This window comes from Stenotrophomonas sp. 96582_Sma (assembly GCF_056480905.1).
The window spans coordinates 1,109,608-1,136,461 of record NZ_CM151122.1 but is presented as its reverse complement, the minus strand read 5'-3'; the positions used below and the strand labels follow the sequence as shown (position 1 = coordinate 1,136,461).

The 26,854-nt window shown below is 64.6% G+C and carries 15 protein-coding genes; 5 read left to right on the top strand and 10 right to left on the bottom strand.

Translation table 11 applies throughout. The annotated features are described in order from the left end of the window. Nucleotides 1-53 precede the first annotated feature (53 nt). From ACZK2R_RS05190 to ACZK2R_RS05170, 5 genes are read left to right on the top strand one after another with little or no spacing between them, the layout of a single operon-like run. Nucleotides 54-1,106 (top strand): sugar phosphate isomerase/epimerase family protein, encoded by a 1,053-nt coding sequence (locus ACZK2R_RS05190; RefSeq protein ID WP_180837916.1) that lies wholly within the window; start codon nt 54-56, stop codon nt 1,104-1,106. A 27-nt stretch (nt 1,107-1,133) separates the two neighbouring features. Beyond that, complete coding sequence (locus ACZK2R_RS05185) at nt 1,134-2,351, top strand: nucleoside permease (RefSeq protein ID WP_125893721.1); 1,218 nt, start codon at nt 1,134-1,136, stop codon at nt 2,349-2,351. A gap of 12 nt (nt 2,352-2,363) precedes the next feature. Beyond that, complete coding sequence (locus ACZK2R_RS05180) at nt 2,364-3,488, top strand: Gfo/Idh/MocA family protein (RefSeq protein WP_125893719.1); 1,125 nt, start codon at nt 2,364-2,366, stop codon at nt 3,486-3,488. Nucleotides 3,489-3,507: 19 nt separating this feature from the next. Beyond that, nucleotides 3,508-4,371: a sugar phosphate isomerase/epimerase family protein gene (locus tag ACZK2R_RS05175; protein WP_125893717.1), complete on the top strand. Its 864-nt coding sequence runs from the start codon at nt 3,508-3,510 to the stop codon at nt 4,369-4,371. Nucleotides 4,372-4,389: 18 nt separating this feature from the next. After that, the gene (locus ACZK2R_RS05170) at nt 4,390-4,686 is read left to right on the top strand and encodes a c-type cytochrome (protein WP_125893715.1); all 297 of its coding nucleotides are present in this window, start codon (nt 4,390-4,392) and stop codon (nt 4,684-4,686) included. Between the two features lie 30 nt (nt 4,687-4,716). Here ACZK2R_RS05170 and ACZK2R_RS05165 read toward each other — a convergent pair whose 3' ends face one another. From ACZK2R_RS05165 to ACZK2R_RS05120, 10 genes are all read right to left on the bottom strand, one after another. Next, a complete protein-coding gene (locus ACZK2R_RS05165; protein ID WP_253145364.1) occupies nt 4,717-5,460 on the bottom strand; it encodes a 3-keto-disaccharide hydrolase in 744 nt (247 codons plus the stop codon). A 14-nt stretch (nt 5,461-5,474) separates the two neighbouring features. Further along, nucleotides 5,475-6,050, bottom strand: coding sequence for a gluconate 2-dehydrogenase subunit 3 family protein (locus ACZK2R_RS05160; protein WP_125893711.1), 576 nt, complete (start codon nt 6,048-6,050; stop codon nt 5,475-5,477). Beyond that, the gene (locus ACZK2R_RS05155; RefSeq protein ID WP_125893709.1) at nt 6,050-7,735 is read right to left on the bottom strand and encodes a GMC oxidoreductase; all 1,686 of its coding nucleotides are present in this window, start codon (nt 7,733-7,735) and stop codon (nt 6,050-6,052) included. The genes ACZK2R_RS05160 and ACZK2R_RS05155 overlap by 1 nt, the downstream gene beginning before the upstream one ends. Before the next feature lie 27 nt (nt 7,736-7,762). Next, nucleotides 7,763-8,659 (bottom strand): hydroxypyruvate isomerase family protein, encoded by an 897-nt coding sequence (locus ACZK2R_RS05150; RefSeq protein ID WP_180837915.1) that lies wholly within the window; start codon nt 8,657-8,659, stop codon nt 7,763-7,765. Between the two features lie 201 nt (nt 8,660-8,860). Next, nucleotides 8,861-9,436: a single-stranded DNA-binding protein gene (locus tag ACZK2R_RS05145; RefSeq protein WP_180837914.1), complete on the bottom strand. Its 576-nt coding sequence runs from the start codon at nt 9,434-9,436 to the stop codon at nt 8,861-8,863. Between the two features lie 192 nt (nt 9,437-9,628). Then, on the bottom strand, nt 9,629-10,186 hold the full coding sequence (locus tag ACZK2R_RS05140) for a toxin-activating lysine-acyltransferase (RefSeq protein ID WP_180837913.1): 558 nt from the start codon (nt 10,184-10,186) through the stop codon (nt 9,629-9,631). Then, nucleotides 10,183-22,707, bottom strand: a complete 12,525-nt coding sequence (locus tag ACZK2R_RS05135) for a cadherin domain-containing protein (protein WP_478487786.1) — start codon at nt 22,705-22,707, stop codon at nt 10,183-10,185. Before ACZK2R_RS05135 ends, ACZK2R_RS05140 begins: the two co-directional genes overlap by 4 nt. Next, complete coding sequence (locus ACZK2R_RS05130; RefSeq protein WP_125893701.1) at nt 22,700-23,266, bottom strand: hypothetical protein; 567 nt, start codon at nt 23,264-23,266, stop codon at nt 22,700-22,702. Before ACZK2R_RS05130 ends, ACZK2R_RS05135 begins: the two co-directional genes overlap by 8 nt. Nucleotides 23,267-23,271: 5 nt before the next feature. Then, nucleotides 23,272-24,666 carry an HlyD family type I secretion periplasmic adaptor subunit gene (locus tag ACZK2R_RS05125; protein ID WP_125893699.1) on the bottom strand — a complete coding sequence of 465 codons (1,395 nt, stop codon included), beginning with the start codon at nt 24,664-24,666 and terminating at the stop codon, nt 23,272-23,274. A gap of 30 nt (nt 24,667-24,696) precedes the next feature. Then, nucleotides 24,697-26,835 carry a type I secretion system permease/ATPase gene (locus ACZK2R_RS05120; RefSeq protein WP_235202901.1) on the bottom strand — a complete coding sequence of 713 codons (2,139 nt, stop codon included), beginning with the start codon at nt 26,833-26,835 and terminating at the stop codon, nt 24,697-24,699. Nucleotides 26,836-26,854 lie beyond the last annotated feature (19 nt).

Genomic DNA, 26,854 nt, shown 5'->3' with positions numbered 1-26,854 from the left:
TGCGTGAGCCCCTGCTAGGATAATGCAATCGATTGCATCGAGGGCGAATCACGTTGAAGACGCTCAAGGGTCCAGCGCTGTTCCTGGCGCAGTTCATCGGCGACACGGCTCCTTTTGATCGGCTGGACACGCTGGCCGGATGGGCCGCGGGTCTGGGCTATTCTGGCGTACAAGTCCCCACCGGCGCGCCCCACCTGTTCGATCTGGCCGAGGCCGCGCGCAGCCAGGCGTACTGCGACGACGTCGCCGGCATGCTGGCCGGTCATGGCGTGCAGATCACCGAGCTGTCCACCCATCTGCAGGGGCAGCTGGTCGCGGTGCATCCGGCCTACGACAGCCTGTTCGACGGATTCGCGCCGGCGGACAAGCGCGGCGATCCGGCTGCCCGCCAGGCTTGGGCAGTCGAGCAGCTTCTGCTGGCCGCCAAAGCCAGCCAGCGCCTGGGGCTGACCGCGCATGCCACGTTCTCCGGCGCATTGGCCTGGCCCTATTTCTATCCCTGGCCGCAGCGTCCACCGGGACTGGTGGAAGAAGCCTTCGCCGAACTCGGCCGCCGCTGGCGCCCGATCCTGGATGCGTTCGACGCCTGCGGCGTGGACCTGTGCTTCGAGATCCACCCGGGTGAGGACCTGCACGACGGCGCGACCTTTGAACGCTTCCTCGATGTGGTGGACCATCACCCCCGCGCGAAGATCCTGTACGACCCCAGCCACCTGCTGCTGCAGCAGATGGACTACCTGGGTTTCATCGACCGCTACCACGCGCGCATCGGCATCTTCCACGTCAAGGACGCGGAGTATCGCGCCAGCGCGAGCAGCGGCGTCTATGGCGGCTACCAGGACTGGATCGATCGTCCGGGCCGGTTCCGTTCGCCCGGTGACGGCCAGATCGACTTCAAGGCGATCTTCTCCAAGTTCGCGCAGTACGACTTCCCCGGATGGGCGGTACTGGAATGGGAGTGCTGCCTGAAGCACCCGGAGGACGGCGCACGCGAAGGTGCCGCCTTCATTCGCGACCACATCATCCGGGTGACCGAGCGCGCCTTCGATGACTTTGCCGACAGTGGCACGGACGCCGCATCACTGCGCCACATGCTGGGAATCTGAGCCATTACCGCCCCGGGAGGGCAAGCCATGTCGCACGCCATGTCGCGCTTGGGCGCGATGATGTTTCTGCAGTTCTTCATCTGGGGAGCGTGGTTCGTGACCCTCGGAACGTACCTGGTGCAGGGCCCGCTGCAGGCCAGCGCCAGCCAGGTCGCAACGGCCTTCCTCAGCCAGTCCATCGGCGCGATCGTGGCGCCCTTCCTGGTCGGCCTGATCGCCGATCGCTACTTCGCCGCGCAGCGCATCCTCGCGGTGCTGCACCTGGCCGGCGCGGTGCTGATGTGGCTGGCGTCCACTGCTTCCAGCTTCAGCATGTTCTCGGCCTACGTGATGGGTTACATGCTGCTGTTCATGCCCACGCTGGCACTGGCCAACAGCGTGGCGATGCGGCACATGCAGTCGCCCGAGAAACAGTTCCCGCTGGTACGCGTGGCCGGCAGCATCGGCTGGATTGTCGCAGGCGTGCTGATCGGCTGGCTGGGATGGGAGCAGGCCCATCGGCTTGAACTGACGTTCCGCATGGCGGCGCTGGCATCGCTGGTACTGGGCCTGTATGCGTTCACCCTGCCACACACGCCGCCACTGGCACAGCAGCGCGATGCCGGGCTGGGGCAGATCCTCGGGCTGGATTCATTGCGGCTGCTGAAGTCGCGCGCCTACCTGGTGTTCTTCCTGGCGTCCATCGCCATCTGCATCCCGCTGTCGTTCTACTACAACTTCACCAATCCGTATCTCAACGACCTGGGCGTGCGCGGCGCCGCGGGCCTGCAGTCGCTGGGCCAGGTTTCCGAGGTGCTGCTGATGCTGGCCATGCCGTTCCTGTTCGTTCGCCTTGGCGTCAAGACGATGCTGGCGGTCGGCATGGCGGCCTGGGTGGTGCGCTACGTCCTGTTCGCCTTCGGCGATGCAGGCAGCGGCTTCCCGCTACTGGTGATCGGCATCGTGCTGCACGGCATCTGCTACGACTTCTTCTTCGTCACCGGCCAGATCTACACCGATGCCCACGCCGGCCCCGCCGCGCGCAGCAGCGCGCAAGGCTTCATCACCCTGGCCACGTACGGCGTGGGCATGCTGATCGGCACCTTCCTGTCCGGCGCGGTGGTGGAGCACTTCACCACCGAGGCCGGCCCCGACTGGCAGCAGATATGGCTGTTCCCGGCTGGCGTCGCGCTGGTGGTTCTGATCGCCTTCCTGCTGCTGTTCCGCGACCGGCCCGCCGTGGCCGCCGCATCTTCCACACGCTGAGGACCACAGCCGATGCCAAAGCTTGGAATCGCCATCGTCGGCGCCGGCATGATCGGCGCCGTGCACCGCCGCGCGGCCTTGCTCGCCGGTGCCGAGGTACGCGGCGTTGCCGCTTCGTCAGCGCAGCGCGCGCGTGAGATGGCGCAGCTGTGGAATGTCCCGCGCGCCTATCGGGATATCGAAGAGGTGATCGCCGATCCGCAGGTGCAGGTCGTGCATGTCTGCACGCCCAACCATCTGCACCGCGCGATGGCGCAGGCCGCGCTGGAAGCCGGCAAGCACGTGATCTGCGAGAAACCGCTGGCGACCACGCTGGACGATGCGCAGGCGCTGGCGGCGTTGGCCGCCTCGACCGGCTTGGTTGCCACGGTCCCCTTCGTCTACCGCTACCACCCGGTGGTGCGCGAGGCGCGCGCACGCATCGCCCAGGGCGATCTCGGGCCGCTGCACCTGATCCATGGCAGCTACCTGCAGGACTGGCTGCTGGACCCGGCCAGCAACAACTGGCGCGTGGACCCGGCGTTGGGTGGCGCATCGCGCGTGTTCGCCGACATCGGCTCGCACTGGTGCGACCTGGTGGAATGGGTCAGCGGCGAACGCTTCGCCGAGGTCAGCGCGGCGTTCTCTACGGTCATCGCCGAGCGCGGCGCCGTCAGCGGGCAGAGCTTCAGCACGCCAACCGCAGCCAGCGCAATGCAGGCGGTAACGAGCGAGGACGTAGCGGCGGCGATGTTCAGGACCGGCGCCGGTACGCTGGCATCTCTGACGGTCAGCCAGGTCTCGGCCGGACGCCACAACCGCCTCTGGTTCGAGATCGACGGTGCCAACGCCAGTGTGGCCTTCAACCAGGAGGACGCCGAGCGCCTGTGGATCGGCCTGCCCGACCAGCGCGAGGAGGTCTTCGTGCGCGGACCAGGCGCCGGCAGTGCCGATCAACGCCGCCTTTCCGTGCTGCCGGCCGGCCACGCGCAGGGCTACGCCCAGTGCTTCGAAGCATTCGTCGCCGACAGCTATCGCGCCATCGACGACGAGCGGCCGCGGGGCCTGCCCACCTTCGAGGACGGCCTGCGCTCGGCGCAGATCGTCGATCGTGTCATTGCATCGGCCAGGTCGCGTACCTGGACCACCATCGGTTGAAACCCGGGAGGATCTGTTGATGAAAGCCCTTGTCCATGGAACTGCAAGCCTCATTCTGCTGCTCGCTGCCCTGCCCGCTTTTGCAGTCGAAGCTGTCAGCACGCAGAAGCCGATCGCGGTACAGATGTACACCCTGCGCGATGCCGGCTCGCTCGAGCAGCAGCTGAAGATCGTCCACGACGCTGGCGTCCATGCGGTGGAAACGGTCGGCACGCAGAACACCAGCGCCGCCGAGCTCAAGCAGCTGCTGGACCGGTATTCGATCAAGGCAATTTCATCGCATGTGCCGCTGGCCGAGCTGCGCAGCAACCTGGATGGGGTGGTGACCTTCAACCGGTCGATCGGCAACACGACGCTGGTGGTGCCGTACCTGGACAAGAAGGATCGCCCGGGCGATGCCGCCGGCTGGACCGCCCTGGGCCAGGAACTGGGCCGCATCGCAAAGCAGGTGCGCGGCAAGGGCATGCGCCTGGCCTACCACAACCACGACTTCGAACTGGCCGACTTCGACGGCAGGACCGGACTGGAGCTGCTGTTCGCCGCCGCCGGTCCAGACCTGCAGACCGAGCTGGACCTGGCCTGGGTCGCGCGTGCAGGCCTGGACCCGGCAGTGATGCTGGCAAAGTTCCGCGGCCACGTGTTCGCGGTACACGCCAAGGACAATGCACCGAAGGGCCAGGCCCAGGACGAAGGCGGATTCGCCGCGGTGGGCCAGGGCGTGCTGGACTGGAACGCGATCCTGCCTGCTGCGGCAGCCGCCGGCGTGCATTGGTACATCATCGAGCACGACCAGCCACGCGATCCGGCCAGGATCATCCAGACCGGTGCGGACTATCTGCGTGAACACCTGACCACCCGCGTGCCCGCCCGTGCGCGGCGCTGACGCATCAAGGAGCCCCACATGAAAATGATCCTGGCAATGGCGGTGGCCCTGGGCGGCATGAGCGTTGCGACAACCGCCTGGTGCAAGGACGACCCGGCTGCGGGTGCAAAGCTCTACACCGCGAACTGCGTGGCCTGCCACGGCGCCGATCGTGCGGGCATGCCGGGCGCGTTCCCGGCGCTCACCGATATCGGCAAGCGCATGGCACCCGCACAGATCAAGGAAAAGATCAGCAAGGGCGGCGGGCTGATGCCGCCCTTCTCCCAGCTGTCACAGCAGGAGATCAATGACATCGCCAGCTACCTGGCGAAGTAAGCGGCCGGCGACCACGCCGGCCGCGTGCCCCTACAGCTCGCGCGCCCAGATGTTGCGGTAGCTGACCCTGGAGTCATGTTCCTGCAGATAGAGCGGCGCACACCCATGCGGCGCGTAGGAAGGCGCACCGATGTATTCGGTCTTGCCGGCCAGCACAGTGTCGTCCTGCACCAGCACGCCGTTGTGCAGTACCGTGATGCGCGCGGGCGAGACAAGCCCACCGCCCGCCGAGAAGCGCGGTGCTTTCCAGAGGATGTCGTAGGCCTGCCACTGTCCCGGTGCGCGCGAGGCGTTCACCAACGGCATGGCCTGCTTGTAGATCGAACCCGCCTGGCCATTGGCATAGGTCGGGTTGTTGTAGCTGTCGAGCACCTGCAGTTCATACAGCTCCTGCAGGAAGATGCCGCTGTTGCCGCGGTTCTGTCCGTCGAAGCCCTTCGTGTCGGTGGGCGTACGCCACTCGACATGCAGCTGGACGTCGCAGAAGCGTTGCCTGGTGCGAATGCCCTTGCTGCCGGGCACGACGGTCATGGCGCCATCGGCAATCTTCCAGGGCACGCGCCCGCCCTGCTCCGACTCCCACGCGGAGACATCCTTGCCATCGAACAGCACGATTGCGTCGGACGGTGCCTTGCCTGGCGGCGTGGCAACGGTCGCAGGCACCGGCGTCCACACCTCGGTCTTCTTCGGATCGCGCGCGGCGTCGGCACCGTTCTGCGCGAACAGGGGTGCGGCGGCCAGCACGGTGGCCGCGATCAGCAGCGGCTTGATCATCCTGTTGCACTCCATCAGCTGGTCCCCCAGGCGGGCGTGCCGGGAACATAAGCAAGATCGCCGTCGTAGCGCCCCGGCACGGCAACGTACTGCAGCACCCCGGTGGCACCGACCTTGGAGGTGAAGAAGCCGAAGATGGCCAGCTGCTTGAGCATCGTGAAGTAGTGCGGCATCGCCTCGCCTTCTTCAGGCGTACCGGTTTCGGTCACATCGGCATGACGTGCCTTGGCTTCTGCATCGAGCGTGCGCAGCAATTCGGAGCGGGCGTGCGGCGTGAGCGACACGAAGCGGCCACCGGCCCGTTTGTCGATATCGGTCAGCCCTGCGCGGAACGCCGCCTGCTGCCGGGCGGTGTAGCAGTCAGTGACGAACGTCGCCATGAACAGGCCGGCGCCGGCATCCTTCGCCCCTGGTGTCCGGGTCCGCGGCAGGATGGTCTCGGCGATCTCGTCCAGCGTAGCGACGTCGGTATCGGAGAAATGAATCTTGGTGGCGCCCGCCGGTGCCTGACCCTGCACAAGGGCAGGCAACCCAACCATGGCCGCACCGGTGGCGGCGACGATCATCTTCAACAGCTCGCGGCGATCCATCAGAGATTCCCCGCTTTCAGTTCGCGCACCGCATGATCTGCGGCCCGAGCCGTCAGCGCCATGTAGGTCAGCGAAGGATTCACGCAGGCGCTGGAGGTCATGCAGGCCCCGTCGGTCACATAGACATTGGGTGCATCCCAGACCTGGTTGTGCTGGTTCAGCACCGAGCTCTTCCGATCACGTCCCATGCGCGCGGTCCCCATTTCGTGGATGCCCTTGCCCGGGGCGTAATCGTTGTCGTGCATCTTCACGTCCTTGACGCCGGCCGCCTCCAGCATCTCGGCGGCATCGGCGGCCATGTCCTTGCGCATCGCCAGTTCGTTGGCGCGCATGGCAACGTCCATCGCCAGCACCGGCAGACCCCACTTGTCCTTGCGGTCGCGGTCCAGGCGGATCGTGTTGTCGTGGTGCGGCAGCATTTCACCGAACCCGGTCATGCCGATGCGCCAGTCACCGGGCACGGTCAGCGCCTCCTTCAGATCGGCACCGATGTTCAGCTCGGCGATCTCGCGCGACCAGCCGGTGCGGCTGGCACCGCCCTGGTAGCCGAACCCGCGCAGATAGCCGCGCTTGTCGGCCGCAACGTTGCGGAAACGCGGAATGTAGAAGCCGCAGGGGCGACGCCCGAAGTAGTACTTGTCTTCGTAACCCTCGACCCGGCCGGAGGCGCCCGCACCGAAGTGATGGTCCATCACGTTGTGCCCGAGCTCGCCCGACGATGAGCCCAGCCCGCCCTCCCACACATCAGTGGCCGAGTTCATCAACAGCCACGTCGAGTTGAACGACGACGCGTTGAGGAAGATGACCTTGGCCGTGTACTGGTAGGTCTGGCCGGTTTCGGCATCGATGACCTCCACACCGCGGGCACGCTTGCGGTCCTTGTCGTAGAGCACTTCCTTGACGATCGAGAACGGCCGCAAGGTCAGGTTGCCGGTCTTCATCGCCGCCGGCAGTGTCGCTGCCTGGGTGGAAAAATAAGCGCCGAAAGGGCAACCCAGGATGCACTTGTTGCGGTACTGGCAGTTGACGCGGCCCTGTTCCGGCATGGGCTTTGTGATGTTGGCAGTGCGCGAGTGGATCATATGGCGCGTTCCGCCGAAGGCCTTCTTGATACGCGCGGCCACATCCTTCTCGACGATATTCAAGGGAATCGGCGGCAGGAACTCGCCGTCCGGCAACACGTCCAGTCCTTCGCGCGTGCCGGCGATGCCGGCGAACTTTTCCACATGGTCGTACCACGGCGCGATATCGGCGTAGCGGATGGGCCAATCGGCCGCGATGCCGTCCTTGAGGTTCGCCTCGAAATCCAGGTCGGAGAAGCGATAGCTCTGCCGGCCCCATAGCAATGAGCGGCCGCCGACGTGGTAGCCACGGAACCAGTCGAAACGTTTGGTCTCGATGTAGGGCGAGTCCTGTTCGTTGGCCCACATCCCTTCCAGATTCTCAGCCAGGCCGTAGTCGCGCATCAGCACCGGGAAGTCGGCCTTCATCGCCTGCGTTGGCCGGTTGCGATGCGGGAAGTCCCACGCTTCCTTCATCGCATTGACGTAGTCCTTGACGTGCTCGATGTTGCGTCCGCGTTCCAGCATCAGGACCTTCAGGCCCTTTTCGGTCAGCTCCTTCGCCGCCCAACCGCCACTGATTCCCGAGCCAACAACAATGGCGTCGTAATGATTATCTGCCATGGGTTTCTCACCTGGGTGGATATCGTTTCAGACGTCGCAGAGGCGGATCGCCTCGCGCAATGAGCCAACGGGATCGGGCGCTGCAGGCGTGAACTCCTGCGCCAGATACCCCTTGAAACCGGTGTCGCGGATCGCGCGGCAGATGGCCGGATAGTGGAGCTCCTGCTGGTCTCCGATCTCGTTCCGGCCGGGCACGCCTGCGGTGTGGTAATGCTTGAAGCAGGCGTGATGCTTGCCGATGGTGGCGATGATGTCGCCCTCCATGATCTGCATGTGGTAGATATCGTAGAGCAGGCCGAAGTTGTCCGAGCCGAGTCGCTGGCAAAGCTCCACGCCCCATGCCGAGTGGTCGCACAGGTAGTCGCGATGATCGACCCTGGAATTCAGCAGCTCCATCACCAGCACCACCCCGCGCCTCTCGGCGTGCCCGAGGATGCGCTTGAGGCCGGCCTCGGCATTGGCCATGCCTTCGGCGGGGTCCATGCCGTTGCGGTTGCCGGAGAAGCAGATGAGATTTCGGTAGCCGGCATCGGCGACCAGATCGATGTGCCGCGTGTAACGCTCCACCAGCTGGTCGTGGAATTCGCGGCCGGCGAAGCCCTTGGTCAGGCCCAGCTCCGCGCCGTTGCACATCGAGCTGTACACGCCATTCGCCTTCAGCGTGGACCAGTCTTCCGGGCCGACCAGGTCGATCGCGGCAAAGCCGATGTCCTTCACCGTCGCGCAAAGCTGGGCGACGGACAGCTGCGGGAACGTCCAGCGGGCCACGGAGTGCTTCAGGTTGCCCTTGAGCGCTGCGGTGGCGGCGAATGCAGGCAACGCTCCCGCAGTACCCAGAGCTACGCCTCCAGCAACCGCCATGCGCAACGCATCGCGCCGCGTGAGGCCCGTCGCCGGGGCCGGTCTGATCGAATGGATGGACATCCACCTGCCGGCCTCCCAACCGGTATCAAACGCAACGATTCACAGCAATGCAATCGATTGCACCATAGGGGAGGAAATTGTCTGTTTGCAAGTCGCGGTGCACGAAAACCGATGCTGCGGGGCACAACTCCGAAGGGATTCCGGATAAAGAAAAGCCCCGCATGAGCGGGGCTTTCTTTTCTGCTGCGAACGAGCGTTCGATCAGAACGGAATATCGTCGTCAGCGAAGTCATCCATCGGCGGCGCCTGCTGCGGCTGCGGGCGCTGGTTGCCACTCTGGTTGCCGTAACCGCCACCCTGGTTGCCGCCCTGGTTGCCATAGCCACCGCCCTGGCCGCCGCGCTGGCCACCGCCACCGCCGCCGTACTCCTGGCGCGGCGCCTGCTGGCGCTGCGGGCGATCGCCGCCGTAGTTGCCGCCACCGCCGCCACCGCCGCCTTCACCACGGCCGCCCAGCATCTGCATTTCATCGGCAACGATGTCGGTGGAGTACTTCTCCACGCCGTCCTGGCCGGTGTACTTGTCGTAGCGCAGGCTGCCTTCGACGTAGACCGAGCTGCCCTTGCGCAGGTACTCGCCGGCGATCTCGCCGAGCTTGCCGAAGAACACCACGCGGTGCCATTCGGTACGTTCCTGCTGGTTGCCATCCTTGTCCTTGCGGACGCTGGTGGTGGCCAGGCTGATGCGGGTGATCGCCATGCCGCTCTGGGTGTACTTCACGTCCGGGTCGTTGCCGAGGTTGCCGACCAGGATGACTTTGTTGATGCCGCGCGCCATAGGTAAGTGATTCCATTGTCCGGGGGCTGGTGCCTGTCATAGCACACAGCCGGAGTTGCCGATACCCGGCCGCCCATGGGTGGGCACTGCCAGAAACCCGGCATTCTATCATCGAGCCCCGGCCCACCGGGCTTGCCTCTACTCCCCCGACCGCCAGCGTGGCGACCGGGGCGGACGTTCACCTCTCCCGGATCAGGCCGCCTGCGACGGCACGCCGCCCAGGGTCACCTTGTCACGCCGGCCGGTGGCCGGATCGGTCCGGTGCATGGACAGACTGCGCCCCGCGAACGGCCCGGTCAGCAGATCGCCCAGCATGGCCTCGGCCAGGCCGTTGCCGGGCTGGGCGAAGGGAGTGATGAACTCGATCAGCCACAGGCGATCGCCGCTGTTCCAGTCGTCCAGTTCCAGCCGCTCGCCGGCTTCCAGCTTGCGCTCGGCCTCCTCTGACAAATTGGCCCAGATTGCAACTCCAAGCGGCAACTGTTCCAGCGCCTGCTGGGTCACCCCGGCGAAGGCCGCACCGGCCTCCTGCATGCCCGGCAACGGCGGCAGGGTGCCGAAACGGAACACCCGGAACTGCTCCTTCAGCAGCGGCGGCATGAATGACCATTCGAGGTCCTTCAACTGCATCTCACGGTGCAGCGGCGACTGTGAAAGCAGCCAGACGATCTGGCCGAGGGCCTCGGCAACGGTGCGCGGCGCCCCGTCGGTGGTGGTGGCGGTGGCGGTGGCGGTCGTGGACGTGATCATGAACGGGAAATCCTGTAGTCGGGAATGGCGGTCAACAGTTCCATGGTGGCCGGATCGCGCGCCGCTGTGCTGATGCCCTGGGCATAGGGCTGGGCGTCGAACGTGGACATCGCTTCGATCATCTGGAACCGCTTCTTCTGTGCCAGCGCCAGATTGTCATGCAAGGCTGAGCGCTGTGATGCCTGGCCGGAGGGAATGCTTTCGTCGATGGGAGCACGATGTTCCGAACGAGCCGATTGCTGCATCCGCTCGGCGGCTGTGGGCTCAACGCCACCGAAACGATCCCCCGGTTCCGTCACTGCTTGCGCCACCGGGGCCTGCGGCAGGTCAGCTGCAGGCGCGAAGCGTGGATCGCCGCCTCGACGGTTGACCCGGCCGGAGGCGGCATCACCGCTGCCCAGGTCGCGTCCGCCCTTGCCGGCGCCAGCATTCAGATTCAGGCCGTCACCGTTGCCCTCCTCATCGCGCTCGCCGAAAGCGAAGAACATGTCCGACAGCGCCGCCTGGGTGCCATCGGTACGGGTGTACTGACCGTTGGCATAGGTGGTGTTGTCCGCCGATGTACCCGGCATCTGCCCGGTACGGCGCGCATCGAGGTTGATCGACGCCACGCCGGCCTGCTGCAACGTCAACAGCTCACCCGCCTGGCTGATGCCATCGCGGTTGGCGTCACGCCAGACCTGGAACTCTCCGAAGCGGGCGTCATTGGCATCCAGACGCCGATCACCATTGCTGTCATAGGCAGCCAGACCTTCGAGGTCGGAATGGGCCCCCTCCAGATCCATCGTGAACGAGATTTCGGCGCCGGAATCAATCGTGCCGTTGCGATTGCGGTCGAGCACCAGTAGACCGTCGTGCGGCCCGACCCAACCGGTCAGATCACGCACGCCATCACCGTCCATGTCAAAGCGCGTGGCGCTCTGCGCCCAGCCCACGGTCTCCACGCCGTCGCCATCCAGGTCAAGTACGACCGGACCGAGGCGCCCGCCCCATTGGTTGACGACAAACTTCAAAGGATCACTCCACTGCCCTGCAGAATCCACCGCCTGAACGACGATTTCATACCAGGTGTCGTAGTAGGTTTCCTGGTAGTAGCCCGCGCCGCTGCCTCGCGGATCGCCCCAGTTTCCAGATATCTCCGTTCGACGGCCGCCACGGCCCACGATGCGCGAATCGAAGATGTTGCTTCCGTAAGAAGTAAGGAAACCATCGCCCGAGATACCGCGCGTTGTAATACCTCCATCGAGCATTTCGGTTTCACCCGAGTAGGTATCCCAATACTGGCTGGAGATGCCAGTGAACTCCACTGCACTGGTGACATGCATGATGGCGTAGAAGTCCTCCTGGTCACTCGCTGAGAGCACCTGATAGAAATTCCCATCCTGCCAAGTCACGACCGTCGGCCGCTCATTGACGTTCTGCACATTGATCGTCACCCAGGTGCTGCTGGACAAGCCACCACGATCGGTGACCGTCACCTGTATCTGGTGGCTCTGCGCGGTTTCATAGTCCAGCTGCCCGTGCAGCGCGATCTGACCCGTGGTGGCGTTGATGCCGAACAGGTTGCTGGCACCACCTGTGATGGCAAACCGGTGGTCGCGGTTGTACCACTGGCTGTCGGGGTCGGACCAGTTGGTGAACTGGAACACGGTCTGGCCCGCGCCCGGCGCCGATTCGGCCAGCGTCAGACTCTGGCCCCAGGTCGTCGGTGCCTCGTTGACGTCTTCGATGCGTACCGTGATCTCGCGATTGCCCGACACCAGCGCACCATCCGTGGCACGGACCGTGACGTTGTAGTAAGCCTCCAGCTGGCCGTCGCCGTCGCCGTCGATCAGCTGCAGGTACGGTGCAACCGCTTCGAAATCGAAACTGCTGACGTTGTACTTGAGCTGGTTTCCGGAAATGACGAACCAGGCAAAGGGGTCGTTGATGATCTGATACGAGGGTACGGTCCCGTCCGGATCAGACGAGGACAGCGTGGCTACCACCTGCCCGGACACGCCGGTGTTCTCGGAGGTGAGCGCCACGTGCTGTACGACGTCCGGCGTTCGTGGTGCTTCGTTGACGTTGGACACGCCCACTTGGAACACCTGGTCGCGGGTCGCGCCGTGGGTGTCGGTCACCCTCACCGTGATTGCATGCGAAGTGGCGGCCTCGTAGTCCAGCAGCCCGCCATTGGCAACGCTCAGTACACCAGCCGCGGTGATGGCAAAGCGGCCGCCAGCGTTGTTGACCAGGGTGAAGGTCAGACCGTCGGTAACGTCCTGGTCCTGGCCGCTGAACCTGCCGACCTCGGTGCCGTTGCCCGAGTTCTCGGCAATGCTGAGCGAGCGGTCGGCAGTGATGCCATGAGGCGCGTCATTGACGTCCTCCAGGCGTACGGTAATGGTGCGCGCACCTGCCGAGGTCAATCCACCGGATACCGCCTTCACCGACACCGAGTACACCACTTCCTGGCGGCCATCGCTGTCAGCATCGCTCAGGGTCATGCCGGCGGCCTTCAGCGCCTCGAAATCCAGTACCAGGCCATCACGGAACTTCAGCTGGTTGCCGACCAGGGTGAACCAGCCGCGCGCGTCGCCCTCCAGCACATAGCTGTAGGTGCCATTGCCACCGCTGGAAGCCAAGTTGGCAATCACCACACCACCCAATGCTGCATTCTCCGCAGCAATCGCCACCGGCTGGCTGGAGACGGTCGGCGTGGCCGGGGCTTCATCGACGTTGGTCACCGCGACGGTGAAGGTCTTGTCGCGGGTCAACCCGCCCGAATCGGTCACCCGCACCACGATCTGGTGCGAGGTGTTGGCCTCGTAGTCGAGCAGGCTGGCATTGGCCACGGTCAGCACACCGGCTGCGGAAATCGCAAAGCGGCCGCCGGCGTTGTTGGTCAGGCTGAAGGTGAAGCCATCGTTGTCCGCATCGACGCGGGCGAAATTGCCGAGCACCGTGCCATTGGCCACCGGTGCATCCGCGGTTGACTCGACCGTACTCAACGCGCGGTCGACAGTGATGTCGGTCGGACGCGCATTGATGGTGACCGACAGCGTCTGCGTCTTGCTGCTGGTCTTGCCCGTCGCGGTCTCCTTGGCGATGGCAGTCACCGTCAGCGCCGCAGTGCCGGTCAGGTCGGCCGACCACGTGGCCGGACCGACCAGCGCTAGACCGGCCAGCTGCGCCAGCGTCAGCGACCACACGCCGTTGCCCAGGTTCGTGCCCTTGTTCAGGGTCAGCCCGGTCGGCAGGTTCGAGATGCGGATCTCCAGGGTCTCCGAACCATCGGCATCGGACAGCGCCGCCTGCACATCCAGCGTCAGCGTGCCACTATCAAGTGTCTTGCCGACCTGCACGGCACGGGTAATCACCGGCGCGTCCACCACCGGCGCCACATTCATGAAGAACACGCGCTCGGTCACCAACCCACCGGCATCGGTTGCGATCAGCTTGATCGCAACGCGTCCGCTGGCGTTGCCCTTCGGCACCAGCGTCACCGTACGCTCGCCGTTGGCCCCCGCAGTGATCGTCGGAGTATTCATCCAGGCCACCACCGTCGTGAGGTCAGTGGCATCCACCGCCACGGCACGTACGGTGACCCCGGACGCCGGGGTCAGGTCATCACCGACGGTGAACTGCAGGGCGACCTGGCCATCCTCGTTGATCGACTGATCCGGCACGATGCTGATCGACGGCAGGCCGTTGCCATCCCAGTAGTGCCGCCACTGGTTCTCGAACGTGCCGTCGGCATGCAATGCCTGATAGGCCGCGACCGTGGCGGGCTTGGTGCGGCCGGCCATCAACGCGACCAGTGCCTCTGCATTGATCGTGCTGCTGGCGTGCTCGCCGGCCAGGAAGAAATCGATCTTGTAGTTGGCGCGATCATTGGCGTTGGTGGTGGTGTACCAGCCCTTGATCGTGGTCACCACACTGGTACCAATCACCGAGATCACCAGATCGTCGCCGGTTCGACTGAACCACAGATCATTGCGACTGATGTCGCGATAGCCGATGACGTCGATATCGTCGCCACTGGAGTCGTAGTTGCGGATTTCGTCGGCACCGGAGTTGCGGTCGATCAAGTAGACGTCGCTATCATCGCCACCAATCAGGATGTCGTTACCGGCGCCGCCATACAGGGTGTCATTGCCTGCCTGCGCATCGAGCAGGTCGTCACCATCACCGCCATACAGCGTGTCATTGCCAGCGCCGCCGTAGAGCTTGTCGTTGCCCGCGCCACCCTCGATGTAATCATCCCCCGCGCCACCAGTGATGACGTCGTCGAACCCACTGCCGATCACGCGCTCGAACGCATCTTCCAGCACATCGCCGGCGGCCGCCCCGCCATGTGTTCCGGTAGCCAGGTTCAGCACGATGCCCGCCGTCGCCGAGGCGTAGGTCAGCGTATCGACACCGGCGCCTCCGGACAGGGTGTCGGCACCGACGCCGCCATCGAGGATATCGTCGCCATCGCCACCGCGCAGGATGTCGTTGCCGACGCCGCCGCGCAGCGTGTCATTTCCGATGCCCCCTTCCAGCAGGTCATTGCCGGCACCGCCATCGAGGATGTCATTGCCGGCGTCGCCGTACAGGCGGTCATCACCGTCTTCGCCATACAGGTTGTCATCGCCATCACCACCACGCAGTTCGTCGACGCCTGCGCCACCGTACAGCGTGTCGCGACCCAGCTCGCCCCACAGTTTGTCGTCGCCAGCCTCACCGCGCAGATTGTCATCGCCATCGCCGCCGTACAGGTCGTCGTTGCCACCGCCGCCGTTGATGATGTCGTTGCCGCCGAGCCCCTGGATCACGTCCCGGTTGGCCTGGCCGACCAGCGTTTCGCCAGCGGCAGTGCCGTACAGGTAGTCATCCCGGTTGACCACGGTGAAGACCAACTGCTTGCTGACGCTCAATCCGGCGCCGCCGCGATCGGTCGCGGTGACCGTCACGGTGACGTTGCCTCCCGCTTCATAGTCAACGATCGCACCGGCCTTAAGGCGCAGCTGGTTGCCGTTGATGATTTCGAAGCGGCTGTCGGACACGCTGTACACCATCGTGGCGAAGTCAGTGCCTGCCGTGGTGTCTGGGTCGGTGGCCGACAGCGTGCCGAGCAGGATCGCCGGCAGCGCAGTGCCGGTGGGAACGCGATCGTTTTCGCTGAGGCTGGTGGTGGTGGCCGCGAACACTACTGCCGTCGGCGCTTCGTTCTCGTCTTCGATGGCATAGGTGAAGCTGAGCGTCGAAGCCGATGCCAGGCTGCCGTCGTAGGCTCTCACGCTGGCGGTCAGCAGCACCTCCTTGATGCCATCGCCATCCAGATCGACCAGGGTCGCGCCCTGCGCGGCGGCCAGCGTCTCGAAGTCGATCGCAACGCCCGCACGCACACGCACCTGGTTGCCCACCACTTCCAGCAGGCCACCCGGGTTGGTCACCAGCTGCAGGGTCGGCGTGGTCTTGTCGGGGTCCCCGATCACGAAGGTGCCCACCACCGTACCGGCCCCGGTCTTCTCGCCGGCCAGTACGGCCGCAGTGTTCGGTGGCCGGGTCGGCGTGAACGGCGCCTCGTTGACGTTGCGGACGTCGATCTTGAAGTCCTTCTCGAACCACGCGCCGGCACCGTCGGTCACGCGCACCCGGATGGTGTGCGCGGTGGCGGTCTCATAGTCCAGCTTGGTGCCATCACGAACGCTGAGCGTGCCATCGGCGGTGAGCTTGAAGCGGCCGCCGCCATCATTGATCAGGGTGAAGCTGGCCGTATCTTCCGCGCCGTCGCGATCGACATGGCCGAAGCGGCCCAGCGACAGGTTGTTGGCGGCGTTCTCGTCCACGGCCAGCGGACCGGGTGCGAGGATGTCGCTGGGCGCGTCGTTGACCGAGCGCACCTCCAGATCGACGATCTGGTCGGCGGTATTGCCGTCGGCATCGGTGACCCGGACCACGAAATGGTCATTGCCGTGGCGGTCCGCCGCCGGCGTGTAGACCCAGGCGCCGGTGGCCGCATTAAGCGTGACGGTCCCCATGCCGGGGGCGGTGATCACCGTGTACCCGGTGATGTTCCCGTCATGGTCGACGGCATTGACGCTGCCACTGAGCGGCACGTCCTCGTCGGTGGCCAGGTACTGCGTTTCGACCAGCGGTGCCGGCTTGCTCGAGTTCTGCCAATAGCCGCCGAGCAGGCCCTGCAAGCTGGAGGACATCCCGGCCGGCACGGACGCCGATTCTGCGGCCATTGCCGCGAGCAGCGGCTCGGCGTGGGCAAGGAACAGCGAGCCCGCACCGGTCGCGATCTCGGTGATCCGGCTGGCGCCGGTGTAGTAGCCCGCGATGGTGATCCGCGTGCTGCCCCCGATCACGCTGACCAGCAGATCGTTGCCCACCTTCTGCAGCCAGACCTCGTGGTTGGCCACGTTCTGAAGCACGATGCGATTGACGCCCAGTGCATCTTCGATCCGGTCGTTGCCGCCGTCCCGATCGAACAGGTAGGTGTCATTGCCGTCGCCGCCCCGCAGCAGGTCGTTGCCGGCCTCACCGGCCAGGGTGTCGTTGCCGGTACCGCCGTCCAGCAGGTCGTCGCCCGCGCCGCCCACCAGGGTATCGTTGCCGGCCTCGCCGTAGAGCTGATCGTCTCCGTCCTGGCCCCCCAGGGTGTCATTGCCTTCGCCGCCCCAAGCCTTGTCGTTGCCCACATCGCCGCTGATCTGGTCGTCGCCCAGCCCGCCGTAAAGCTCGTCGGCACCGGCGCCGCCGGCCAGCACATCGTTGCCCCCGCCACCTTCAAGCCGGTCATCGCCGGCATCACCGGACAACGCGTCGTTGCCGTCGCCGCCCATCAGGGTGTCATTGCCATCACCACCGATGAGCACGTCGTCGCCCCCCCGCCCATCCAGCCAGTCGTTGCCACCCAGCCCGATCAAGCGATTCGCGCGTGAATCACCACTGATCGTATCGGCGAAGCCGTCGCTGCCAACTACGTTCTCCAGCGTGCTGACGCCGTTGACTGCAACCAGGGTATCGCCATCGGCGTGCCCGCCCGACAGAGTACCCGCAGCCAGGTCCAGCACCAGCGACGCAGTGGAGGTCACGTATCGGACGGTATCGCCATAGGCTTCACCCGCCACCGCGGCCTGGCCGAGGCTGATGCGATCGCTGCCGCCGTCGAGGATGTCGGCACCGGCGCCGCCCTCCAGCGTGTCGTCGCCGTCGCCGCCCCGCAGCGTGTCATTGCCATCTCCACCCGCCAGCACGTCGTGACCTGCAAGACCCGTAAGCGTGTCCGCGCCATCGGACCCGAACAATACATCGTCACTCGCGCTACCGCCTTGGGAAAGCTGGCGGAACTGGCGCAGATCCAGCACCAGTCCGTCCTTCAACTGCATGAACTCGACGCGACGCTGGGCATTCGTATGATTGGCGAGCTTGATCGTACCGTTCTGTGCGGCGAAGACATCCACCTGGAGCGTCGTCCCGCTCAGCGCCAACCGAAGATTTGAGAGGCTGAGCCCTGCTCCCAGTACCAGCGTATCCTGGCCCCCGTCGGTGGCCTGGAACACTTCGCGCACGATCTGTTGCCCATTTGGCCCGTTTCGCCAGGTCGACGAACGGAACTGCCCCTGCGCCGATGGCCACGTGGTGGAGGCTGGCGCGTTCGCCACTGGGGCGTCAAACAGGAAGTCCACCTTGTCCACGCTCTGGTAGACAACGGTGCCGGATGCGATCTCCTTGACCGTCAACCGATACTGATGCTTGTTGCCCGCCGTTGTCTCGCCAAGGCCCAGATACTCCCAGGACGCCGTGTAGGCTGATCCAAACGTCCCTGAGCTGGACATCACCTCATCCAGATAGAAGGCGCCTTCATAGATGACATCACTACCGTCGCCGACGTTGTACTCATAGGCATCGTCGCCCTCACCGCCGTACAGCGCATCCGCGCCACCACCACCGCGCAGCACGTCCGCGCCGATGCTGCCGCCGAGGCGATCGGCACCGGCACTGCCTTCAATACCCTCGATGCTGCTGTAGACATCTCCCTTGGCGTCGCCGGTATTGGCGAACGTGCCTTCCAGGTAAACGCGCACCGCCGCACTTCCCGCGTAAGAGGCGATGTCCACGCCACCGCCGCCGAACAGGGTGTCCGCGCCGGCACCGCCGTGCAGCAGATCATCGCCCTGGCCGCCGTACAGGATGTCGTCACCCGCACCGCCACGCAGCGTATCGTCGCCTTCGTTGCCCATCAGCAGGTCATTGCCCGCGCCGCCGTCGATGACGTCATCGCCACCGTTGCCGGTCAACCAGTCCTTGCCGGCCGTACCGGCAATGGTGTCATTGCCATCGCCGCCCCCCAGCAGGGTCATGTCGGTGAGCGCATGGCGGCCGGTCGCGGCAAACACCATGTTCTCGATCGATCCACCCAGCGCGTACCAGTCCTTGATTGTGATGCGGTCACTGGACGCCGAGAGGCGCTCCTTCTCACCATCGCGGCCGATCACCAGGCGCAGGTCATTGCCATCGCGCTGCAACATCACATCCTGGATGTCGATGCCAACGCCAAACTCCAGCGAATCAACACCCGCGTTGCGCGCAATCAGGCCATTGAGCGCGCCCTTGTGCCGGCGCAGCACCTGCGCCTCATCATTCCAGTCGTTGTGGCTGATCCAGGTGGAGCCATCGAAGTAGACCACGCCATCCTTGCTGACAGTGCCATCGGCATTGCGCACATAGCCGTTGACATAGGCGCCCCTTTCCCAGACCAGATCCCAGTTGTCGACATAGTCGTCCATGACGATGTCGTCGCCATCGCCGCGCTGGTAGCGGAAGACGTCATCGCCTTCACCGCCGACCACTTCGTCGTTGCCACGGCCGCCGACCACCAGGTCCGAACCCGTACCGCCATACACACGATCATTGCCATCATCGCCAAACACCGTGTCATTGCCCGCGCCGCCCAGCACCTGGTCGTTGCCGGAGCCGCCCATCACCCAGTCCTGGTCGCCATCGCCAGCAACGAAATCGTCGCCCGAGCCACCATTGCCGAAGTCATTGCCGGCCAGGCCCCGGATCTCGTCATTGCCGGCGCCGCCATAGAGGAAGTCCGCACCGTAGGTGCCCAGGATCACATCCGAGCCACCGGTGCCGATGATGTACGAGGTCATGTCGCCGATGCGGATGTCCTCGCCATCGGCAAACCGCAGCCACTCCACGCGATGCGAGGATTCGAACCAGTCCTTGATGGTCAGCTCATCGCCGGTGAAGGTCGCGTTGCCGGCGGCGTCATAGCTGACCAGGGCGATGATCAGGTCGTTGCCGGCACCGCTGGCCGAGGAGCGGCGCATCTGGATGTTCTGCAGCGACAGGCCGGTGCCGAACACGATCGCGTCCTCACCGCCCTTCACCGAACCGTTGACCTCGTACTCGCCGCCACCGGCCCAGTTGCGCGCCAGCTGTCCATTGGCGATCTTGGCGAGGCGATCATTCAAGCTGTCGCCGCTGCCACGGATGGCGCCTGCGCCCTCTTCGTCGTAGATCACGTCGCGGCCGTCACCGAGCCGGAACAGGTACTGGTCCGCGCCGCCCCCACCGAACAGGCGTGCTTCGCCATTGGCACCCCGATCATCGCCGGCGCCACCGGCGATGATGTCGCCGCCCTCGCCACCCACCAGCAGATCGTTGCCGGCGCCGCCTTCCAGCCAGTCCGAACCGGTGCCGCCATACAGGCGATCGTCGCCGGCACCGCCGTCGAGGTAGTTGCCGTTGCCACCACGCGCGGCGATCGCCAGCGCCTGTGCGCTGGCATCACCGATGGCGAAGTTCACATTGGTGACATTGCCGGCGAACAGCACGTCGTTGCCGTCACCGCCAAGCAGCCAGTCATCGAGCAGGCCCCCCACCAGGGTGTCGTTGCCGCTGCCGCCGAGCAGATCGTTGCCGAGGTCTCCGCCGCGGACCAGATCGTCGCCAGCACCGGCGTCAATGACCGCAGCGATGCCAATGCGATGGGTGGCCGGGGCGGCCTTGCCATTGATCAGCAGGCCGGTGGTGCTGGACAGCGTGGCACCATTGACGATGATGCTGTCGTTGCCGATGCCACCGAGAATGCGATCCTTATCCGCGGTGACGATGGTGTCGCTGATCGAGAAGAGCTCTTCGTCGCTTCCGCCAGTCAGGACGAACTTTCTGCCATCAATGGCATTGTATCGCGCACTGACGTTCGCGGCGTTCAAGCCACGCCCGTCCAGCTCACCGTCAGGAAGCTGGTCCATCCACGCTGCAAATCCCCCTGTCCAATCGGTCGATGCGCGCTTGTTGAGGCCCAATTCGATCGCACGCGCAAGCGTGATCGCCCATTGAGCTGCCAACCCGCTGTCTGGCGCACCGGCGATGAGCGAATTGACCTGGAAAGGATCCATTACATACTGACCATAATCAGCAGCCATGGCCAAGTCGCCAATCATTGACGTCACATTGAAACCGCGAGGCGAAGGCAACATACCCAGATGTTGGACGATGGCCCGCTTGATATAGATGTTTCCGCCAACCATCTTGTCCGCCATCCCCGCCAGAGCCAGCGCAGAGCCGTGACCGATAAGCTCCTCAGCCGTCGCAAACCCGACGGGCGTTGCAGACCAGTATCGATAGTCCTTTCCGTAGGTACCGTAGGTACCGCCATCGATGCTGGCCCCCGAAGCCACACGGCTTCCCGACATCTTCAGCACCGCGTTGAGGTTGTCCGCTACGGCATTGGCAAGAACCCTCGCCCCAGCCTTGGAGCCACCCGATCGGGAACGAATGCCGGTGACCACGAAGCCGTCCGATGCCTCTTCCCAGCTGACCGACGCCCACGAACGCGGCTTGCCACTTGAGAAGAACGAGCCAACGAGCCCGCCCAGGATGTAGCCCACCAGCGCACCGATTGCCGCTCCGATTGCGCCATACGCGGCACCTCCGACCTTGCTACCTGCTGCAGCCCAGGTGGTCGCAACGGACGCACCGACATAGGCGCCGATCGCCGAACCAACCTGTGCACCGATTTGCCCTCCGACCGTATCGAACTTGACCAAACTAGCGCCCAGCCGTGCGCCAACGTAGCCACCGACTGCGTTGAATATCTGCGTTGCACCCAGACCTTCGAACACGCTGATCTTGGCACCATCGGCGATCAGGTTCGCATTCTGGATAACTTGACTCAGTGCTGCACCAGCAGCGGTCTGTGCAATTTCACCGAGCGTCCCTTCGATACCCAGTGTCCTGAACAGCTCTGCGGTCAGGTAGGAAGAGACAGCTCCAGCCCCTGCGCTCCTGAGATTGGCCTGAAACTCCTCAGGAAGATCGGCAAGAATGCTGCTGAAGTCCCCACTGGACAGCCGAACCCCGAGGCCCCTGGCCGAGATCGCCTCGGCGAAGTTCTCTCCGATGGTCGACAGCGTTGCCGAGGAAATGACCTGCCATGCCGGGTCATTCAACTTCAGGGCAGAAGAGATTGCGCCACCAATCACCCCACCAAGCGCACCCGCCTGGGCAATCTGCTGCAGGCGCGTACGATCGAAGAAGGCATTCCATTGGTCCGGATCAAATCGCGGCCCCGTCGTGGTTCCGCTGCGCTGGAAGCCGTTGTTCGGGCCACCACCAAGGTCGGTATAGAAGAAGATATCTCCTTTGCCTTGGAATGTCAGACCCGCGACCTCCAGCGCTGCCTCTGTCGTTCCCAGAGCGGCAAGATTGATCTGTACCAGTGCCCTGTCGGGATCCCCGTACTGGTTGTTGTAGCGCTCCATGCGCACAATCAGGCTGACGCCGTAGGACAAGTAGTAATCGGTGTAGGAAGACTTTCCTTGAGGCCCCAGGCTTCCCTTGCTGCCATCAAAGTAGCACTTTGCGAATGCTTCAACGGATTGATCTGAAACATTTGCAGTGAGATCGGCATTCAGCACGATTCCGGCAGCCATCTGATAGACGCCATTGACCTCGATGACGCATCGCGGATTAACTTGGGCCATCCTCTCCAGAACTGCGGCTCGGTCTAGAGGACGGCCTCCACTGTCTGCGATCATCTTGGAAATGTTGGCGTTCCAGCCTCCGATAGCTGCGACAGCCTCATTCCTTCGTGCGGCAGCAAGGAAATTCTGGAGGACCGCGGTGTAATTGCGAGTCTCTGTTCTCTCAAACGCCAGCTTCTCTACTTCTTCACTCAGCACATTCAAGGCAAAGTCGTAGCCTTTATAGTGCGCATGCGCGATCTCGTGCCCCAAGGTATCGCGGAGCTGGTCCATGAACTCAGTGGTCGCGTTGCCCACGACGGCATCCCGGCCTATCGCGAGCACTCCCTCGTCCGACATATGAGCTCTTTCGGTCGCCGATCTAGGCAGCAACTCAATCGTTTTCAACTTGCCCTCGGCAATAGCCGATTCGAAGCGCTTGACCAAGCTTGGTGACGAGGAAATTGCCTGACGTAGCCTCTGCGCTGCGGTACGCGTATCCGCATTTCGCGATGCGAACTGGTCCAGCAAGGTGTTCAACCTGATGCTAAGTTCAGACATTGTCATGCTCCGGCGGGGCTATGGTCAGGGTATCTACACACTGTTCAGGCAGCGCGGCATTGATGGCCGCGTCGAACGTCGTGATATGGACAGAGACGGAACCCCGAGAGTAGGTTCGGGTGTCCGGGCTGAGCGGCGCGGCGTTCCTTCCTCCATGGAATCCCGCAGCCAGCATTGAAGACGTCATTGCGTCAGCCTTGAACGTGCATGGCCGTTCAAGATCGTTGAATCGGCGGGACGCCAATGCGTCGAATTTCACCGCGCGACCTTCCCGCCTGTACTCCACCTTGATTGCGGCGGACCACCCTTCACGTGTCAGCAGCCTCGACTGAATCGTTCTCGAGTTGACATCCAGAGATGACAGATGTACACCGAATCTTCGCTCGACATCCGAGCGTTCGACGCCACGCCAACTACCGTGGCGCGGTTGCTCCAGGACCAATGCGATAAGCATCTTCTCCAGCTCGGATGCTGCCCAGACGTGACGCTCCCGCGCGTTTGCCGGGGATGCCGCAGTGAGGCAAAGGACTGAAGCGCCCAGGATTTGCCAGAACGGCATTCTCCTCATCGCTCCCTCCCCGCTTCCTGCACGCGCCTGGACAGCGGCGACAACAGGTATTCAATGATGCGGCGGTCACCGGTCTTGATTTCCGCCGTTGCGGCCAGGCCCGGCGCCAGCGCGCGGCGCCGGCCATCCACTTCGATCCAGGGCCGCAGCAGGCGCACGCGCGCCGGATAGCGCAACCCCTCCTTCTCGGTCTGCACCGCATCACGGCCCACAGTCTCGACCACGCCATCCACCACACCGTAGCGGGTGAACGGATAGGCCTCCAGCTTCACCTCCACCGGCTGCCCGTCGCGGACGAAGCCGGCATCGCGATTGGGCAGCATCGCATCGACCACCAGCTCGCCGTCATGCGGCACCAGCACCATGAGCGCGTCAGCCGGCTTCACCACGCCGCCGATGGTGTGCACCTGTAGTTGCTGCACGACGCCATTCACGGGTGCGCGCAATACCGTGTGCCCAGCCTTGTCATGGGCCTTCTTCAATTCTTCGCCTCGCAACGCGCGTGCCGCTTCCGCCTCAGTCAGGGCGTCCAGTGCTTCACGTGCGAACTCGCTGCGGCTCTTGCTCATCTGCTGGCTGGCCGCCAGCTGCGCAGCGGTCGCTTTACGCTGCTCTTCGCGACGGATCGCCAGGTCCTGGCGCATGCCGACAACACGCTCCTTTACTTCGGCCACCTGCAGTCGCGGCACATAGTTGTCGCGGCTCAGCTCCTCCAGCTTGTTCAACTGGTCGGTAGCCAGCGGCAGCTGCTCTTCCAGCTTGGCGATCTCGGCCAGGATCATGCCGTGCTCGCCATCGCGCTGGCTGCGCTCCTGCTGCAAGCCACCCACAGTGGAATCGAACTCGCGCTGCTTGGCGGCCACCAGTGCCTGCTGGATGGCAATGATGCTGTCAGGTGCTCCCTCCGGTGCGATGAAGCGACCGGCCCGACCGGCAACGTGGTCAACCACGGCCTGCGCCCGTGCCACATCGATCTGCGCGGTCAGCAACGCCTGGCGCGCCTGCTCGACTTCGGCATGGCTGACCGTCGGGTCCAGTTCGAGCAGCGGCGTGCCGGCCTTCACCGACTGCCCTTCAACCACGTGGATCGCACGGACCACACCCTGGTCCGCAGCCTGGATCACCTTCACGTTGCCGCGCGGAATCACCTTGCCTTCGGCCACCGCGACCATGTCCAGGCGGCCAAGGCACGACCAGGCCAATGCGATGGCGAGAAAGGCGATCAGCAGCCAGAGAACGGTGCGGCCGATCGGGTTCGGGGGCTTTTCCAGGATCTCCAGCGCCGCCGGCAGGAAGTCCGGCGCCGCCGAGTCGCGTTGGTCCGGCTGCGCACGCTCCGCGCGCAGGCTCTCGCGCAGGATGCCCAGGTGATGCCTCAGTCCCTTCAACATGCGTGCTGTCCTTGGCTGGGCCCGCGGTGGTCAGTTCAGCGGGGCCGCCACGGCGGGCAGGCCCATCTGTTTGGTGTAGAGCAGTGAGTAACGGCCTCCCGCGCGGAGCAGATCCTCGTGCGTGCCGGTCTCGGTGATGCGGCCACGTTCGAGGGTCACGATGCGGTTGGCCTGGCGTACCGCCGAAAGACGATGCGCGATGATGATCACGGTGCGGCCAGCGGACATCCGCTTGAGGTTGTCCTGGATGACTTCCTCGCTCTCCGCATCCAGCGCCGAGGTCGCTTCGTCGAAGATGAGGATCTTCGGGTCGATGGCCAGCGCGCGAGCGATCGCCAGGCGCTGACGCTGCCCGCCGGAGAGGTTGCCGCCGCGCTCGTCGATGCGCGTGTCGTAGGCCTCGGGCAACTCCAGGATGAAGTCGTGCGCCCCCGCCAGCTTGGCCACCTCCACCACCCGGCTCATCGGCATCGCCGGGTCGGCCATGGCGATGTTCTCGCGCACGCTGCGGTTGAACAGCAGGTTTTCCTGCAGCACCACACCCACCTGTCGCCGCAGCCACGCCGGATCCACCATGGACAGATCGACACCATCCACCAGCACACGGCCGCGCTCCGGGGTGTGCAGGCGCTGGATCAGCTTGGTCAGGGTCGACTTGCCGGATCCCGAGGGCCCGACCACGCCGAGGATCTCACCCGGAGCAATCTCCAGACTGACCGACGACAACACTTCCTGCCCCTCAGGCCGATAGCGGAACGACACGTGCTCCAGCGCGATGCGGCCATCCACTGCCGGCAGGCTGGCACGCGAGGGTGAGCTGGCCGGTTCGGTAGGGGAGTTGAGGATGTCGCCCAGCCGCTCCACGGCAATGCGCGCCTGCTGGAAGTCCTGCGCCAACTGCGCCAGGCGCAGCACCGGCCCGGCAACCTGCCCGGCAAGCATGTTGAACGCCACCAGTTCGCCCACGGTCAGCTTGCCGTCAATCACCAGCCGCGCGCCGAAGAACAGGAGTGCCACGGTGGCCAGCTTGTGGATCAGCTGCACCGCCTGCGAGCCCCAGTTGGCCAGCATGCTGGCGCGGAAGCTGGCCTGGATGTAACCCGCCAGCTGCTTGTCCCAGCGGTTCTGCGCCTGCGGCTCGACCGCCAGCGCCTTGATGGTCTCCACACCGGTCACTGCTTCGACCAGGAACGACTGGTTTTCGGCACCGCGCACGAACTTTTCATCCAGGCGGCGCCGCAGCATCGGCCCGACCACCATGACCACCACCGCGTACAGCGGCAGCGTGATCAGTACGATCAGCAGCAATGCAGGGCTGTACAGCCACATCACGGCCAGGAACACGATGGCGAAGAACAGGTCCAGCACGACCGTCTGCGCCGAAGAGGTGAGGAACTCGCGGATGGTTTCCAGTTCGCGCACGCGCGCCACCGAATCGCCCACCCGGCGCGCCTGGAAATAGGCCAATGGCAGATGCGTGAGGTGGGAGAAGAGCTTCGAGCCAAGTTCGGCATCAACGCGGCTGGTGGTGTGCGAAAACAGGTAGGTGCGCAGTCCGCCCATCAGCACTTCGAACACCGAAACCACCAGCAGGCCGAGGGCAAGCACTTCCAGCGTGGTGATGCCTTTGTGCACCAGTACCTTGTCGATCACCACCTGGAAGAACAGCGGCGTGATCAGTGCCATCAACTGCAGGAAGAACGAGGCTACCAACACGTCACGCAGCAGGCGGCGATACTTCACCAGGGCAGGAATGAACCAACCGACATCGAAGCGCCTCACGGCGCCGGCCACGCTTTCACGCGTGGTCATCAGCAACAGGCGGCCATCGAACTCCTGCGAGAACTCGCCAAGGGACAGCGTGACCGGGCGTCCGTCGGCCGCCGCGTCGAAGCACAACACGTTCTCGGCGTCAGCCTTGAGCACGAGCGTATAGCGCCCGTCGGCCAGGCAGGCGATGGCGGGCAGCGGATGGTCGCGCAGCGCGGTTACCCGCGCCTGTACCACGCGTGCTTTGACGTCCATCCGCTTGGCCAGGCGCAACAGATCCTGTGTATCGATACGGCCTTCGGGGTGGCCCAGCTGGTGCCGGAGCTGGTCGGGGTCGGCAGGCCGATCCAGAAACCCCAACAGGGCGACGAAGCACGCCAGCGCGCCTCCATCGTCCACGCACAGTGACTCCTGCAGA